The 14870-nt window shown below is 54.8% G+C and carries 13 protein-coding genes; 9 read left to right on the top strand and 4 right to left on the bottom strand.

The window, feature by feature from the left end:
* Positions 1-29: 29 nt before the first annotated feature.
* The 3 genes from NST44_RS28420 to NST44_RS28410 all read left to right on the top strand — a co-directional run bounded on the left by NST44_RS28420 (position 30) and on the right by NST44_RS28410 (position 3237).
* Positions 30-1358 (top strand): extracellular solute-binding protein, encoded by a 1329-nt coding sequence (locus tag NST44_RS28420; protein ID WP_340901234.1) that lies wholly within the window; start codon positions 30-32, stop codon positions 1356-1358.
* Positions 1359-1457: 99 nt separating this feature from the next.
* Positions 1458-2339, top strand: coding sequence for a carbohydrate ABC transporter permease (locus NST44_RS28415; RefSeq protein WP_028406781.1), 882 nt, complete (start codon positions 1458-1460; stop codon positions 2337-2339).
* A 13-nt stretch (positions 2340-2352) separates the two neighbouring features.
* Complete coding sequence (locus NST44_RS28410; protein ID WP_007130775.1) at positions 2353-3237, top strand: carbohydrate ABC transporter permease; 885 nt, start codon at positions 2353-2355, stop codon at positions 3235-3237.
* 114 nt (positions 3238-3351) lie between these two features.
* Here the strand turns inward: NST44_RS28410 and NST44_RS28405 are convergent, their stop codons facing one another.
* From NST44_RS28405 to NST44_RS28395, 3 genes are read right to left on the bottom strand one after another with little or no spacing between them, the layout of a single operon-like run.
* Positions 3352-4737 carry a nucleoside recognition domain-containing protein gene (locus NST44_RS28405; RefSeq protein WP_340901232.1) on the bottom strand — a complete coding sequence of 462 codons (1386 nt, stop codon included), beginning with the start codon at positions 4735-4737 and terminating at the stop codon, positions 3352-3354.
* Entirely contained in the window at positions 4700-5434 is a 735-nt protein-coding gene (locus NST44_RS28400) for a FeoB small GTPase domain-containing protein (protein ID WP_340901230.1), read from the bottom strand. Before NST44_RS28400 ends, NST44_RS28405 begins: the two co-directional genes overlap by 38 nt.
* Positions 5431-5682 carry a FeoA family protein gene (locus NST44_RS28395; protein WP_007130772.1) on the bottom strand — a complete coding sequence of 84 codons (252 nt, stop codon included), beginning with the start codon at positions 5680-5682 and terminating at the stop codon, positions 5431-5433. The genes NST44_RS28400 and NST44_RS28395 overlap by 4 nt, the downstream gene beginning before the upstream one ends.
* Positions 5683-5936: 254 nt before the next feature.
* Here NST44_RS28395 and NST44_RS28390 point away from each other — a divergent pair, with 254 nt between their 5' ends.
* The 6 genes from NST44_RS28390 to NST44_RS28365 all read left to right on the top strand — a co-directional run bounded on the left by NST44_RS28390 (position 5937) and on the right by NST44_RS28365 (position 13645).
* The gene (locus NST44_RS28390) at positions 5937-6077 is read left to right on the top strand and encodes a hypothetical protein (RefSeq protein ID WP_340901229.1); all 141 of its coding nucleotides are present in this window, start codon (positions 5937-5939) and stop codon (positions 6075-6077) included.
* 122 nt (positions 6078-6199) lie between these two features.
* Complete coding sequence (locus NST44_RS28385; protein ID WP_340901228.1) at positions 6200-7273, top strand: flavin-containing monooxygenase; 1074 nt, start codon at positions 6200-6202, stop codon at positions 7271-7273.
* A complete protein-coding gene (locus NST44_RS28380) occupies positions 7254-7559 on the top strand; it encodes an ArsR/SmtB family transcription factor (protein ID WP_007130770.1) in 306 nt (101 codons plus the stop codon). The genes NST44_RS28385 and NST44_RS28380 overlap by 20 nt, the downstream gene beginning before the upstream one ends.
* A 436-nt stretch (positions 7560-7995) precedes the next feature.
* Positions 7996-9714 carry a proline--tRNA ligase gene (locus NST44_RS28375; protein WP_340901227.1) on the top strand — a complete coding sequence of 573 codons (1719 nt, stop codon included), beginning with the start codon at positions 7996-7998 and terminating at the stop codon, positions 9712-9714.
* Positions 9715-9944: 230 nt separating this feature from the next.
* Positions 9945-10961 (top strand): MBL fold metallo-hydrolase, encoded by a 1017-nt coding sequence (locus NST44_RS28370; RefSeq protein WP_340901226.1) that lies wholly within the window; start codon positions 9945-9947, stop codon positions 10959-10961.
* Between the two features lie 251 nt (positions 10962-11212).
* Positions 11213-13645 (top strand): glycogen/starch/alpha-glucan phosphorylase, encoded by a 2433-nt coding sequence (locus NST44_RS28365; RefSeq protein WP_340901225.1) that lies wholly within the window; start codon positions 11213-11215, stop codon positions 13643-13645.
* A gap of 447 nt (positions 13646-14092) precedes the next feature.
* On the opposite strand, the gene NST44_RS28360 is transcribed toward NST44_RS28365, so the two are convergent.
* Complete coding sequence (locus NST44_RS28360) at positions 14093-14656, bottom strand: phosphatidylglycerophosphatase A family protein (protein ID WP_007130766.1); 564 nt, start codon at positions 14654-14656, stop codon at positions 14093-14095.
* Positions 14657-14870 lie beyond the last annotated feature (214 nt).

The raw sequence follows: 14870 nt of genomic DNA, 5'->3' as shown, positions 1-14870 counted from the left end.
AAAGACATCCTAAAAAAGGGGTTGGAAACGTGTTCAACAAAAAATGGACAGTTCTTCTTCTGACATTGTGCCTGGCTGTATTTGCGGCAGGCTGCGGATCGGGCGGCGGTACCGAAGGGGCCGGCGGCGATAAAAGCAGCGGCAGCGGCGAGGGAGAGAAAGTAACCGTAAACTTCATGCATCTGTGGCCGGCCGGCGTATCCGCGGGCCAGAACAAGATCGTTAACCAGATCATCGAGGATTATCAGAATGAGAATCCGAACGTGACGATCAAGCAGGAGGTTCTGGATAACGAGCAGTACAAGAACAAATTGAAAGTGCTTTCTGCATCGAATGAGCTGCCGGATGTCGGCGTAACATGGGCTGCCGGATTTTTAAAGCCTTATGTGGAAGGCAATCTGTTCGCGCCTGTCGATGATCTGCTCAGCGGCGAGCTGAACGGAAAATTCGTCTCGGGTACGACGGAGGCCTATGCGATCGATGGCAAGACCTATGCGCTGCCGCTGGAGTTCAACATCGCTCCGGTGTACTACAATAAAGCGATTTTTGAACAGTATAACCTGCAAGTGCCGCAGAGCTACGAGGAATTCAAGCAGATTGTGAAAACGCTCTCCGATAGCGGAATCGCACCGATTGCGTTGGGTAATAAGGACCGCTGGACCGGCTCCCTGTGGTATATGTACCTCGCCGACCGGATCGGCGGACAGGACACGCTGGCGAGCGCGATTAGCGGCGACGTATCGTTTAAGGACGAATCTCTTGTGAAGGCTGCCGCAGAAATTCAGTCGCTGGTCGACGGCAATGCTTTTGTTAAAGGGTTCAACGGCTTGTCCAACGAAGAGGCCAAATCCGAATTCCTGAACGGCAAAGCCGCCATGTATATGATGGGAACCTGGGAGCTGCCGAACTTTACGACCAATGAAGAGATTCCGCAGGAGTTCCGCGACAGCGTCGGATTTTTCAAATTCCCGACGGTGGATGGCGGCAAAGGCGACATTAACAGCTGGGTTGGCGGTCCGGGCGTCGGACTGTTCATCTCCGAGGACTCCAAGGTGAAGGAGGAAGCGAAGAAATTCGTGGAATACTTCGTCACGAAATGGGGCGAGCAATCGGTGACCGGCGCGGGCGTCATTCCGGCAACGAAGGTGGATACCGCATCGCTGGAGCTTCCGCAGCTGTATATCGACCTGTTCAACGAAATGAACCAGGCAAGCAGCATTACCTTGTTTGCGGATGTCCAGATGGAAGCGAATGCCGCCGAGACGCATTTGAATATGATTCAGGCCCTCTTCGGCAAAGCGGTCACGCCGGAGAACTTCTCGGATGAGCACGACAAGGCCGTATCCAAAGGGAAATAAGACGATCAGGCAACCAAGAGACTGGGAATCCCATTTATCCGGCAGCGATGCCGGATAAATGCTTCCTGGAGGACCGATTCGGGAAAGGAGTCGATAACTTTGGATAAAGTAATGTCCAATAAAAAAGTCATTGCCTTGTACGTGCTGCCGGCTTTGCTTGTGATCATGGCGATCGTGTATATTCCAATCGTGCTTACGGCGTTTTACGGCCTGAACGAGTGGAACGGCATCGGCGCGATGACGTTTATCGGGCTGGACAATTACCAGGCGCTGTTGTCCGACGGCAAGTTCTGGGACAGCGCATGGCACTCGCTGCTGCTTGCGGTATTCTCCGCGCTCAGCCTGATCGTTTACCTGGCTGTGGCGATGGTGCTGTCCTCAAAGATTAAAGGCGCCGGCCTGTTCCGCAAAATCTATCTGATTCCGATGCTGCTGTCTTCCGTAGCCATAGCGCAGCTGTGGCTTCGCATGTACCATCCGACGAACGGGATCGTGAACAGCTTCCTGGAGTCGATCGGGATCACGAACCCGCCGGCCTGGCTCGCCGAGCCTTCGCTGGTGCTGTACGCCCTGTTCATCCCGATTTTGTGGCAGTATGCGGGCTTTTACATTCTGATCTATTACGCCGCCCTCAAGAACATCCCGGCATCGCTGGTGGAAGCGGCGAAGATCGACGGGGCGACCTCGCTGCAAATTGCATTTCGGATCAAGCTGCCGCTTATCATGGAAGTCATCAAGGTAACGATTGTACTCGCCGTCGTCGGCTCCTTGAAATATTTCGACTTGATCTTTGTTATGACCGACGGAGGACCGAACGGCGCGAGCGAGGTTATGGCGTCCTATATGTACCATACGGCCTTCCGCGCTTATGATTTCGGTTATGGGAGTGCCATCGGCTTCTTCCTGCTGGTCATCTGTCTGCTGGTGACTTGGGTCATTCGGAAATTAACGGCAACCAAAGATACGATCCAATATTCATAAGGAGGGATGTTTCATGATTCAAGGAGCCGCAGGACAGCTCCGGAGCCGTCCATCCCGATCTGGCGGCGGGGGTGCGCGTAAGCTGGGGTACACCCTGCTGTATGTCGTGCTGATCGGAGTGGCGGTATTCCAGCTGTTTCCGCTCGTATGGCTGCTGCTGTTCTCGCTGAAGAACAACCAGGAAGTATTCGATCTGCCGCCATTGTCGCTGCCGATGAATCCGCGCTGGGAGAACTATGAAAAGGTATGGAGCGCGGGCAACATCAGCGTGTATTTTCTGAACAGCGTCTGGATTACCGTCGCCGCCACCGTATTGACGATTATGCTGGGCAGTCTCGTGACGTTTGCCATAACGAGAATGAAGTGGAAGGGCAGCTCCTTCGTTCTCGGCTTATTCATGGTTGCGATGATGATCCCGGTTCACTCCACGCTGATTCCGTTGTTCAGCCTGTTCAACAAAGCCGGGCTGACCGACCATCCGGTGTCGCTCATTCTTTCGTATGTGGCGTTCAATATGCCGATCACGATCATGATTCTGCTCGGATTTTACTATACGCTGCCGAGGGAAGTGGAGGAGGCCGCAGTCATGGATGGCTGCTCGGTTCACCGCGTATTCTTCCGGATCGTGCTTCCGATGACAGGCTCGGTATTGGCCACGACGGCAATCATCAACATGATCTATAACTGGAACGAGTTTATTTTCGTGAACACGTTCATCAGCTCGGATATGTTCAAGACGCTGACCGTGGGGGTCCAGAACTTTATCGGGCAGTATACGACCGATTGGGGAGCCATCGGCGCGACGCTGATGATCAGCATTTTGCCGATTCTGCTGATGTTCCTCTTCCTGAGCGACCGGATTGTGGAAGGCATTGCAGCCGGTTCGGTGAAGGGATAATTGCATGCGTTTTGTTAAAGGGTGACAAGTAGAGTCACATATTAAGCAGCCCGGTCTCAGAATGAGAGACCGGGCTGCGGCATTGATATCGTTGACCATGACAGATTTGGTGTATCAGACCCACCCGAGCGCTCGCGCGGCTTGGGCGACAATAAAGGTAACCAGAATCGCAATGGCCGTCGGAATGGCAAAGGACAGGAAGGTCCACTTGAGGCTTTTCGTTTCCTTCCAAATATTGAACAAGGTCGTGCCGCACGGATAGTGAAGCAGGGAGAACAGCATCATATTCAGCGCCGTCAGCCAGGTCCAGCCTTGATCCACGAAAATCTGCTTCAAAGCAAACATGTTCTCCACCTCGGTCAGCGACTCGGTTGCCAAGTACCCCATCAGGAGGATCGGCAGCACGATTTCGTTCGCGGGCAGTCCGATGATAAACGCCATCAGAATGAAGCCGTCCAATCCGAGCGCCTTGGCGAACGGATCCAGGAATTGGACGAAGTGAAGCAGAATGCTCGTATCCCCGATATAAATATTCGCCAGAATCCAGGTGAGCACGCCTGCCGGCGCGGCAACGATAACGGCTCGGCGCAGAACATAGAGCGTCTTGTCGAGCGTTGCCCGCAGAATGGTATTCAGTATTTTCGGCTTCCTGTAGGGCGGCAGCTCCAGGGTATAGTGGGAAGGAACGCCTTTGAGCGCCGTTTTGGACAAGATCCACGACACCGTCAGCGTAACAACGATCCCCAAGAGAACCATGCCCATAACAACCGATGCGGTTACGAGCGTCTGCACGCCCCCTGAAAAACCTGCAGCCATAAACAGGGAAGCCAGCAGAATGAGCGTCGGCCAGCGTCCGTTGCATGGCACGAAGTTATTGGTCAGGATGGCCAGCATCCGCTCGCGCGGCGATTCGATAATCCGGGTTGACATAATCGCTGCGGCGTTGCAGCCGAACCCCATAGCCATGGTGAGGGATTGCTTGCCGTGAGCGCCTGATTTTTTGAACAGGCGGTCGAGATTGAAGGCAACCCTAGGCAAATATCCGTAGTTCTCGAGCAGGGCAAACACCGGAAAGAAAATCGCCATCGGCGGCAGCATGACACTGATGACCCAGGCGGTGCCGCGGAACAATCCAAGGATCAATATCCCATGCAGCCAATCCGGAGCGTGAACCGCTTCGAATGCCGCCGTCAGATAGCCTTCAATCCAGCCGAAGAAGCTTGACAGCATGGAGGAGGGGACATTGGCTCCGGCAATCGTCAGGTAAAATATAACGCCGAGCATGGCCAGCATGATCGGGAACCCCCACAGCTTGGAGGTGAATATCCGGTCCAGGCGCTCTGAACGGTACAATCGTTCGCGATCCGTGACGGTGACCGCTTCGGCGCACAGCTCTCTGGATTTTTTGAACAATTCCCCGACGATCGATTCCCGGACGTCATCCACCTGGTCGGCAGGAATGCTACCGGTTAGTGCTTCCAAGCGCTTTAGCTGCTCCATAAATCATTCCCCCTCTATCCGAAGCGGCAAGTTTCTGTTTCAATGTGTCGATCAGCTTCCGGTCCCCGTCAAGAAAACGGATCGCCAGCCATCTTGCCGGATACTCATCGCCAACGATCAGCTTCAGCTCCGTCTCAAGTTTGGCGATTTCTTCCTCCAGCCGTTCGTTATACTTCATGCGGTAAGGAGTCGTCCGAATGCTTCCGGTGCACATGAGAAGCAGCTGCTCGGACAGCGTATCCAGGCCTTCATTGTTTCTGGCGGATATCGGGATAACCGGAACGCCGAGTTTTTGCGCAAGCTTGCCTGCATCAACCTTAATGCCTTTCTTCTTCGCCTCATCCATCAGATTGAGGCAGACGATCACCCGGTCCGTCATTTCAAGCACTTGAAGCGCCAAATTCAGGCTGCGTTCCAGCGCCGTCGAGTCCAGCACCAGCAGCGTCACGTCCGGTTTCTCAAAGACGATGTAATCGCGGGCTACCTCTTCGTCCGCAGAGTTGGAGAACAGGGAATACGTTCCCGGCAGATCGATGAACCGGAAACGGGAATTCTTGTATTCGTAATAGCCGCTGGCCAAGCTTACCGTCTTGCCCGACCAGTTGCCGGTATGCTGCTTGAGGCCGGTGAGAGCGTTGAACAGCGTGCTTTTTCCCGTATTCGGATTCCCGGCCAGCGCAATCGTATAAGTTCTCATGACGGCATCACCTTGCCCCAGATTAACTGACTCTCCTCTTGTCTCAATGCGATGACCGTACCAGCTACTCTATAAGAGATGGGATCTCCCAGCGGACTCGCCTTCAGCACTTCAATGACGGCCCCCGGAACAAAGCCCAGGTCCAGAAGCCTGCGTTTCAGCTCACCCTGTATATCGACTCGCTCAATCAGGAAACGTTCCCCGAGAGACGCCTGATGCAAATGCTGCAAAATATTAGTCTCGTCCATAAAGTTTAACCTCTCCCTATTAAATTGGTCCGAGCATATATTGTTTCCTTAAAGCAACTTTACGCCTATAGTATGACCGATTCGCTCTATTGTCAACTGGCAGAAGAAATTTTTTCTATTCAGATTCCATTCGGATATTACCGGATCACCCATACTTCCTCTTTTGCTGGATCGTTGGTCGGTTGCCACGGAAGAGGACGGCTTGACGATTAGATTATATGACGTTTCTAATGCAGAATTGGGATCATGATGGATTGGCATCATGGTGGACCTGGCATTACGACGGACTGGCATTACGACGGACTGGCATCATGATGGACTGGCATCATGATGGACTGGCATTATGGTGGACCCGACATTATGGACCTGGTGGACCTGGCGTCATTATGGACTAGTAATAGTGGATTGGGATTGCGGGGAATGATGATCCATGATATATCTTTATATGAGCAATTATTCATATAAATAATCATACGATCAAAATATGATTCCATTTTATCGATGAGGTGAGCCGGACATGATTTATGATGCAATCGTTATAGGGGCAGGACAGGCTGGAATGGCGGCAGGGTATTGGCTGAAGCGGGAAGGGCAGCATTTTCTCATATTGGACCGGGGGAGGGAGGCGGGAGAAATGTGGAGCTCGCGTTACAAGTCGTTGAAGCTGTTCACCCCGCGAACCCACAGCGTTCTCCCCGGGTTGAAGCTTGAAGGGGATCCCATCGGCTTCCCGAACAAACAAGAGATGGCTGCTTATTTGAAAAAATACGCCGCGAAGTTCGAGCTGCCGATTCGGTTCGGGAGCGAAGTGGTCGCTGTCCGGAAGGAGGAAGGGACCTTCCTGATCCATACCGAGCGTGAAGTATTCCAATCACGTGTGCTGATTGTGGCGACGGGCCCGTTCCAGCAGCCGAGAGTTCCCGATTTTGCTTTGCATCTGCCGAGGGACATTATGCAGCTCCACTCCTCTGCCTATCAAGAGCCTTCACAGCTTCAAGACGGGCCGGTGCTCGTCGTTGGCGGCGGCAACAGCGGAGCCCAAATTGCGGCGGAGCTGGCCGATACCCGTGAAACTTACCTGGCACTGGCTGAGCAGCCGCGGTACTTGCCTATGTCGCTTTTCGGCCGCAGCCTGTTCTGGTGGCTGGATCTCGCGGGCATTTTGAGAGCCGATTCATCTTCTTGGGCAGGACAACGATTACGGCGTCAAAGAGATCCGATCTTCGGCTATGAATTGAAACAAGCGGTGAAGTGCGGTAAAGTGGTGTTAAAAACGAGAGCCGTCCATGCCGGGGCTGCCGGCATTCAATTCGCCGATGGCTCCCGGCTGACGGTCCGGAACATCGTTTGGGCGACAGGCTACGTTACATCATACGGCTGGCTGCAGGTGGATGGGGCGCTGGATGCAAACCGGAAGGTTGTCCATACGCGCGGCGTCGGTCCGATCGAGGGATTGTATTATGTCGGATTGCCTTGGCAAACGCACCGCGGCTCATCACTGCTGGCCGGCGTCGGCCGGGACGCCCGCGAGGTTGTGCGAGCGATGATGATTCAGAAAGAGGGGATAAGGAATGGAAAAGGAACACCATGAGCTTCTACATGAGGAGCAGGCGATGGAAGCGTCCCGGCTGCTTAAAGCGATATCGGATCCGACGCGGATCCGGATTCTGCATCTGCTGTCCCAAGAGGAATGCCCCGTGGGTCATATCGCCGAGGTGCTCGGCATGAGCCAGTCTGCGGTATCCCACCAGCTAAGCTATCTTCGAAGCTTGCGGCTGGTCAAATACCGGAGAGACGGCAACACGTATTACTATACATATGAGGATGAGCATGTCATCGGCATTCTGCGCCAGGTGCTGGACCATCTTGCTCATTAAGGAAGCTTGAACTGAAAGCTTAACCTGCTTGACATGACAGGCGACTTGGCTGTAATGTATTGGGAAATAAATGTTCGCGAAAATAACGATGACCAAGGACATAAGTCCGCAGGATCCGGCGAGACAGAGAAGAGGCCCACGGCTGAAAGGCTTCGCTCGCAAGGCTGCATGCTTCCTACCTTGCAGTTGCCCTGGCCTTGTGCAAGCAAGCCGGTGCCGGCACGGCCCGTTACAGCCGAGGATAAGGATCTTTCCGAGACCGCTCTTTGGCTATTTCGGAAGGTTGAATTAGGGTGGTACCACGAGCACATTCGTCCCTTTGGGATGAATGTGCTTTTTATATTTGCCCGATCGATTCAGCCCTGGCTGCCGCTGTTGGTCGGGCCCTATCAGGTATTCGTTCACGAACGCTACGAAATAAAGGAGGATGATGGACATGCAGCAATGCCGACTGCTCATGAACACGAAGCGCGACGTGCCGTCCGAGGCGGAGGCGCTGAGCCACCAATGGATGCTGCGCGGAGGTTATATCCGTCAAAGCGCGGCCGGGATGTATTCCTATCTGCCGCTTGGGCGGCGCGTGCTGCGCAACATTGAAGAGATCGTGCGCCAGGAGATGGATGCCTCCGGCGCGCAGGAGCTGTTGATGCCCGCGATGCAGCCGGCCGAGCTGTGGCGGGAATCGGGAAGATACGGTGTGTACGGGCCGGAGCTGATCCGGCTGCATGATCGCCATGAACGCGAGTTTGTACTCGGACCGACGCATGAGGAGGTCATCACCTCGATCGTGCGCCAGGAAATCGCTTCGTACCGCTCGCTTCCGGTGAATTTATACCAGATTCAGACGAAATACCGCGACGAGCGCCGGCCGCGATTCGGCCTGCTTCGGGGACGGGAATTCTTAATGAAGGACGCATATTCCTTCGACAAGGACTGGGAAGGCCTCGATCGATCGTACCGGATCATGTACGAAACGTATGAGCGCATCTTCAAGCGCTGCGGCCTGAAGTTCCGGGCGGTTGAAGCCGATACGGGGGCGATGGGCGGACAAGGGGAGACCCATGAATTTATGGCGCTTGCCGATATCGGGGAGGATACCATCGTCTCCTGCAGCGTATGCAGCTATGCCGCCAATCTGGAGCGGGCTGAGATGAAGTATCCCGCGAATGCCCCTGACGCGGAGATTGAGGGCCGGAACGCTTTGAAACCGGTGCTGGTTCGGACGCCGAACGTTCGGACGATCGCGGAGCTCACCGCTTTTATGGGGATCGCCCCTGAACAGGTGATCAAGACGTTGATCTACCGAGCCGACGATGAACTGGTCGGGGTGCTCGTCCGAGGCGACAGGGAAGTGAATGAGCTAAAAGTGAAGGGATACCTAAAGGCCGAGAGCGTGGAGCTGGCAGGCGCAGAAGAGGTGGCGGAGGCTACGGGAGCTCCGATCGGATATGCCGGCCCTGTCGGGCTATCGCTGAAGCTGTTGGTCGACCGTGACGTTGCCGCAATTTCCGAGGGAGTCACGGGTGCCAATCAAGCCGATGCCCATCTTACGGGCGTCCGTCCCGGCCGGGATTTTCCGCTTGCGCATACTGGCGATTTCCGCAATGCGACCGAGGGGGATGCGTGTCCCCGCTGCGGCGGACGGCTGCAGTTTCATCGCGGCATCGAGCTCGGGCATGTCTTCAAGCTTGGCACCAAATACAGCGCGTCCATGAACGCGATGTTCCTGGACGCGGACGGGAGACAGAAGCCGCTGATTATGGGCTGCTACGGAATCGGCGTGTCCCGCGTCATGGCAGCGGTCGCCGAGCAGCGCATTTCCGGCGGACGGCTCGTCTGGCCGATGGCGATCGCTCCGTTTAAGGTGCACATTATCCCGATAGCGGTCAAGGATGAAGCCCAGATGCGTCTCGCCGAACAGCTGTACCATGAGCTTGCAAACGCCGGTCTTGAACCGCTGCTGGATGACCGCGATGAGCGGGCCGGCGTCAAGTTCAAGGATGCCGATCTGGCAGGCGCGCCGCTGCGGTTGATCATTGGCCGCGGGGCCGCCTCCGGCGAGGTGGAGTGGATGGGCGAGGACGGGATTAAGCTTCCATTGAAGGCGGATGAGGCCGTTCGCCGGGCAAGGGAGACTGCTGCCTCCAGCAGGTAAAGCTGATCTCCAATCCCTGACAGCAAATAGATGTACATCAGATGATTCAAATTGCGTGGCTGCACATCGGCCCGTATCCTTCAGCGGGCCGAGACGATCAAGGGAAGCGCACCTTTAAATTGCTTGGGTTCATGCGATGGTAAGCCCAAGCTTGTGTCCATGTTGGGAACGGGCTTATGATGGTAGGGATAGGAGTCGAAGCGACAGACCGATGGAGGTTTTTTATCTGTATGAATAACAATCGCAAGGGAGACCATCCGGATATTTGCCGTTTGGATGAGCACGAGCTGATTCAAGTCAAAATTACGCTGGCCAATCCGCTTCGCTGGGTGAACAGCTACGTACTGCAGGGGGAAGAAGGGGTTACCATCCTGGACCCGGGCCCGCGTACGGCTGACTCGGAGCAGGAGTGGCTGAACGCCCTCTCCAGTCTGAGTATCGGCTTCGGGGACATCGCTAGCGTGGTGCTGACCCATCATCACCCCGATCATTACGGATTGGCCGGCTGGTTCCAAGAACGGTCCGGGGCTGACGTGTGGATGTCGCAGCGGGCCCATGAGGAGGCCGGGCTGATGTGGGGGACGAACTCGAGCATGGATCGGGTGCTCCCTGCGTATTTCCGCCGTCACGGCATGCCGGAGGCGAGGCTTGCGGAGCTGCCGGGGCATTTGAACAGCTTCTTTCCCCAGGTGACCCCCCAGCCGAAGGTGTCTTTTCTTCATAAAGGGGTGCCGCTGCGCATGGGAGGCCGCTTATGGCTGCCGATCGAGACGGCCGGTCATGCGCCGGGCCACCTCTCATTCTTCCACGAAGACAGCGGGTCCCTGTTATGCGGCGATGCCGTGCTCCCGCAAATATCGCCTAACGTGAGCCTGCTGCCGGGAAGCGATCCCCGGCCGCTGGCTTCGTTCCTTGCAGGGCTGCGCTGCCTGCGGGAACTGCATGTCCGGACGGCGTATCCCGGACACCGTCACCCGTTCACGCATTTCCGTGAACGGATTGATGCGCTCCTCCTTCACCATGAGGAGCGGCTGAGTGACATCGCCGGCATGCTTGGCGCTGCCGGGCGACTCACCGCCTTCGAGGTATGCACCGCCCTCTTCGGCGATAAGCTCGGCATCCATCAGCTGCGCTTCGCCATGTGCGAAGCGCTTGCCCATCTTGCCGAGCTCGTATCCCGCGGCCACGCGGAGCAGCTGGATGCAGGGGATGGCACAAGCTATTTCGCTGTGCGGAAGCGCCCCTGATCCAGAGCGATTAACGTGTCCGTTTGCCAAGACCGCCCGTTTACGACTGTTGCTCAAGCTGTCGTAGACAGGGCGGTTATTCATGTTCTGGCGGCAAATATTCCATTGCTCTGAAAATTCCCTTGCTCGCGGGGTTTATCAGTCAGAGTTAGGCTTACTCCGCATATACACGCATATATATAGGTACGGTCGCCGCAATTGCATAAGCCTTCCGCATTGTATTGATTACGGATCCGTCAGGAGGATTTCATTTGTTTAACAACAAGGAAGCGTTCAAACAGGTCTTTACAGAGCTATTGGTAAGCCGTTTGGGAAAAGGGCTTGAAGAGGCTACAGCCGAGGATGCCTACAAAATTCTCGGCGGCATGATTCGCGAATTCGTCGGAAGCCAGTGGGCAGCTTCAAATCGGACGTACCGGGATACGAAGCAGAAGCAGGTGTATTATTTTTCGATGGAATTTCTGATCGGCCGTCTGCTGGGCGCCAATCTGCTCAATCTCGGACTGCTGGACATCGTCCGCAGCGGGCTGAAGGAGCTCGGCTGGGAGCTTGAGGAGCTTGAGGAACAGGAGCCGGATGCCGGTCTCGGCAACGGGGGGCTCGGAAGGCTGGCCGCATGCTTCCTGGACTCGCTCGCCTCGTTAAGCTATGCGGGACACGGCTGCGGCATCCGGTACCGATACGGGCTGTTCGAGCAGCGTATTATGGACGGCGAGCAGGTGGAGCTGCCCGATAATTGGCTTCGGGATGGAAACGTGTGGGAGGAGCGGCGAGCGGATAAAGCGGTGGAGATTTCCTTCTGGGGTCGTGTGGAGATTTCGGAGCGTGATGGCAAAACGGTGTTTGATACCGTGGAGGATGAGCGAATATTGGCTGTGCCGTACGATATGCCGGTGATCGGTTACGGCGAGTCGCAAGTGAATACATTGCGGCTGTGGAGCGCCGAAGCGACCGTCGATTCCGCAGCCATTCGCCTGAGCCATCAAAGCGGGTATTACCGGTATCTGGAATACGCCCGTCAGGTGGAGTCGATTTCGGAGTTTCTGTACCCGGACGATAAATCCTACGAGGGCAAGCTGCTGCGTTTGAAACAGCAATATTTTCTATGCAGTGCAGGCGTTCAGAGCATTCTTCGAACATTTGATAAGCTTGGACTTCCGTACAGGGAGCTGCCGGAGCATGCCGCCATTCACATTAACGACACACACCCTACGCTCGTAATCCCCGAGCTGATCCGAATTCTAATCGACGACAAGGGACTTGGCTGGGATGAAGCCTGGGAAGTGGCCCATCGGACGGTATCTTACACGAACCATACGCTGATGAGCGAAGCTCTCGAGAAATGGCCGGCGGGGATGGTCCGGGAATTGCTGCCCCGCATTTATATGATCATTGAGGAGATGAACAAGCGCTTCTGCGGTATGCTGCTGGCCCGATATCCCCAGCAGATGGAGCGGATATCGGAGCTGGCGATCATCGAAGGGGATCAGATCCGAATGGCAAATTTAGCTGCTTGGGGCAGCTATCATATTAACGGCGTCGCCGGGCTGCATACCGAGCTGCTGAAGACGGATGTCATGAAGCATCACTACGAGTTGTACCCCGAGCGATTCAGCAATAAGACGAACGGCATTACTCATCGGCGCTGGCTGATTCACAGCAATCCGGGACTAACGCGGCTCATCAGCTCCGCGATCGGCACGGAGTGGATCAACGATCCCTTAGCCCTGCGGGAGCTGGAAGCCTATAAGCGGGATGCCGCCTTCCAGGAACGGCTCATGCGGATTAAGCAGGACAATAAACGGCGGCTCGCGGACTTTATTGCAGCCAGGCAAGGAGTCCGGGTGGATCCGGATTCCTTGTTCGATGTTCATGTCAAGCGGCTTCACGGTTACAAGAGGCAGCTGTTAAACATTTTGAGGGTGATGCATGATTACAATGAGATGAAGGAGCGGCCGACGGTTCCTCGTGTTCCGCGTACGGTTATATTCGGAGCGAAGGCTGCGCCGGGATACGATTTGGCGAAAAGCATTATCCAGCTGATCCATGCGGTGGCCGATGTCATCAATCGGGATCCGGAGGTGAATGATAAGCTGCGGGTGCTCTTTCTCGAAAATTATTCCGTTTCCCTTGCCGAGAAGATCATTCCGGCTGCCGATGTCAGTGAACAAATATCGACCGCAGGGAAAGAGGCCTCCGGTACGGGGAACATGAAGTTCATGATGAACGGGGCGTTGACGATTGGAACGCTGGACGGGGCCAATGTGGAGATGTACCGGATGATCGGGGAGGAGCATATGTTTCTGTTCGGGCTGCGAGCCGAGGAGGTGCTTGAGCTGTCCCGATCCGGCGGGTATTTTGCAAGAGCCTGTTATGATCAGGATACCCGGATCGCCCGCGTGCTGGATCAACTGGCTTACCCGAGTCCCTTCAGCCGTCACGGCCGGCCATTTGGCCGCATTCTCCAGGCGCTGCTCGATCATAATGACGAATATTTCGTGCTGAAGGATTTTCATGCCTATCTCACGGCACAGGCAGCTGTGGAAAAAGCCTATGTCAATCCAAGAAGATGGGCGGAGAGCGCTATTGTCAATATCGCACATTCGGGCCGATTCTCCAGTGACTGCACCATTGCCCGGTATGCCTCCGAGATATGGCGGGTGCTCCCTGTGAAGAAGGGATAGGACGTCCGGCTTCCGGAATGGAGCGGGATCGCACGGAGTAATAAATCTATAATCCTACGAAAAAAAGCCCCGTTACAGGATAACGGGGGGCAGCAACAGGTGCTCTATTGAATCGTTCTCATCATAGGATATGTTCGAGGTTTGAAGAATGACTAGATAGATTTACCGGTGTGGACGATATTAAAGCCCGATTATTTCGGAATGTGCAAGACCCTATATTATAGAAGAAACCCGGCTGCAGAGGACGTTGCAGAGCTTCTGCGACCTATCACATTCGTCTATAACTCTTTGAAATGAGGAACGTTTTGACGGTTCTTTTCTGTAAAGATTTTATTCTTGCAGCGTCTTTCGCGTTAAAAACAGCAAGCAGGCTCGCTTTCAGAAGCGGGCCTGCTTGCTTTACTTCATATGTTGAAAGTAGCGTCCGCCAGAGGAGGTTTAATTGCACTAATCCTTCGGGAGTTCTTCGGTCGTCCCATACAATTCAAGCTCCCGCTCCGCCTGCTTGCGGTGGGCGATCCGGCTGCTGGCCGCCGCGGCAACAGCCCCGACGATATCGTCCAGGAAGGTATGGACGTCTCCGTCCGTTTTGTCGTTAAGCCGCTCAAGGACGCCGGGCTTCAGCTTGTCGATGTATCCGTAGTTCGTAAAGCCGATGCTGCCGTACACGTTAACAATGGAGAAGGCCAGAACTTCGTCTACGCCATACAGCCCTTCATCATTGGCCAGCATCTCCTGAAGGGGAGAAATAAGCTTCCCTTCCTCCGCCAGCTTGTCCAGCTGGATTCCGGTCAGCACCGCATTCTGGACCTCGCGCTTGCTTAGAACCGCGTCGACGTTCTGCATGCATTCCTCCATCGTCAAATTCGGATAATATTTCTTCTGAAGGATCATCACCAGCTCGGCGATTTCCTCCACCTTGACTCCTCGTTCCTTAAGCAGGCTTCGGGTTGCTTCCGCTACCTTTTTGCTGTTGAGACTATACGGGATGTTTGCATCCATTTCAGCCATGATGGATATCACCTCATTTTCGTAGTTTGGTAAAAGCTGCTTATAGAGGTTGTTCAAAAAGCCGTCTTTTGACTTTTTGATCTCGCGCTTAAAGACGATTGTACTTTTTAGGAACCCCTTTGTCCAGAAAGGGGAAACTGGAGGGTATTTTTTTGGAAAGGGCTCGTATACATAGGAGTACAACCTGTACTAAAAATGTTAGGGGAGGAACAAT

The sequence above is a fragment of the Paenibacillus sp. FSL W8-0919 genome, from assembly GCF_038003785.1.
Lineage (GTDB): Bacteria > Bacillota > Bacilli > Paenibacillales > Paenibacillaceae > Paenibacillus_AQ > Paenibacillus_AQ lactis.
Note: the sequence above shows the minus strand (reverse complement) of the source record. Positions and strands in the feature narration are given on the sequence as shown.

What these genes read in the sequence shown, in the direction of transcription:
- NST44_RS28405 (WP_340901232.1), bottom strand. Translation starts at nt 4,737, where the DNA reads ATGGAGCAGCTAAAGCGCTTGGAAGCACTAACCGGTAGCATTCCTGCC.
- NST44_RS28385 (WP_340901228.1), top strand. Translation starts at nt 6,200, where the DNA reads ATGATTTATGATGCAATCGTTATAGGGGCAGGACAGGCTGGAATGGCG.
- NST44_RS28400 (WP_340901230.1), bottom strand. Translation starts at nt 5,434, where the DNA reads ATGAGAACTTATACGATTGCGCTGGCCGGGAATCCGAATACGGGAAAA.
- NST44_RS28380 (WP_007130770.1), top strand. Translation starts at nt 7,254, where the DNA reads ATGGAAAAGGAACACCATGAGCTTCTACATGAGGAGCAGGCGATGGAA.
- NST44_RS28360 (WP_007130766.1), bottom strand. Translation starts at nt 14,656, where the DNA reads ATGGCTGAAATGGATGCAAACATCCCGTATAGTCTCAACAGCAAAAAG.
- NST44_RS28410 (WP_007130775.1), top strand. Translation starts at nt 2,353, where the DNA reads ATGATTCAAGGAGCCGCAGGACAGCTCCGGAGCCGTCCATCCCGATCT.
- NST44_RS28375 (WP_340901227.1), top strand. Translation starts at nt 7,996, where the DNA reads ATGCAGCAATGCCGACTGCTCATGAACACGAAGCGCGACGTGCCGTCC.
- NST44_RS28370 (WP_340901226.1), top strand. Translation starts at nt 9,945, where the DNA reads ATGAATAACAATCGCAAGGGAGACCATCCGGATATTTGCCGTTTGGAT.
- NST44_RS28395 (WP_007130772.1), bottom strand. Translation starts at nt 5,682, where the DNA reads ATGGACGAGACTAATATTTTGCAGCATTTGCATCAGGCGTCTCTCGGG.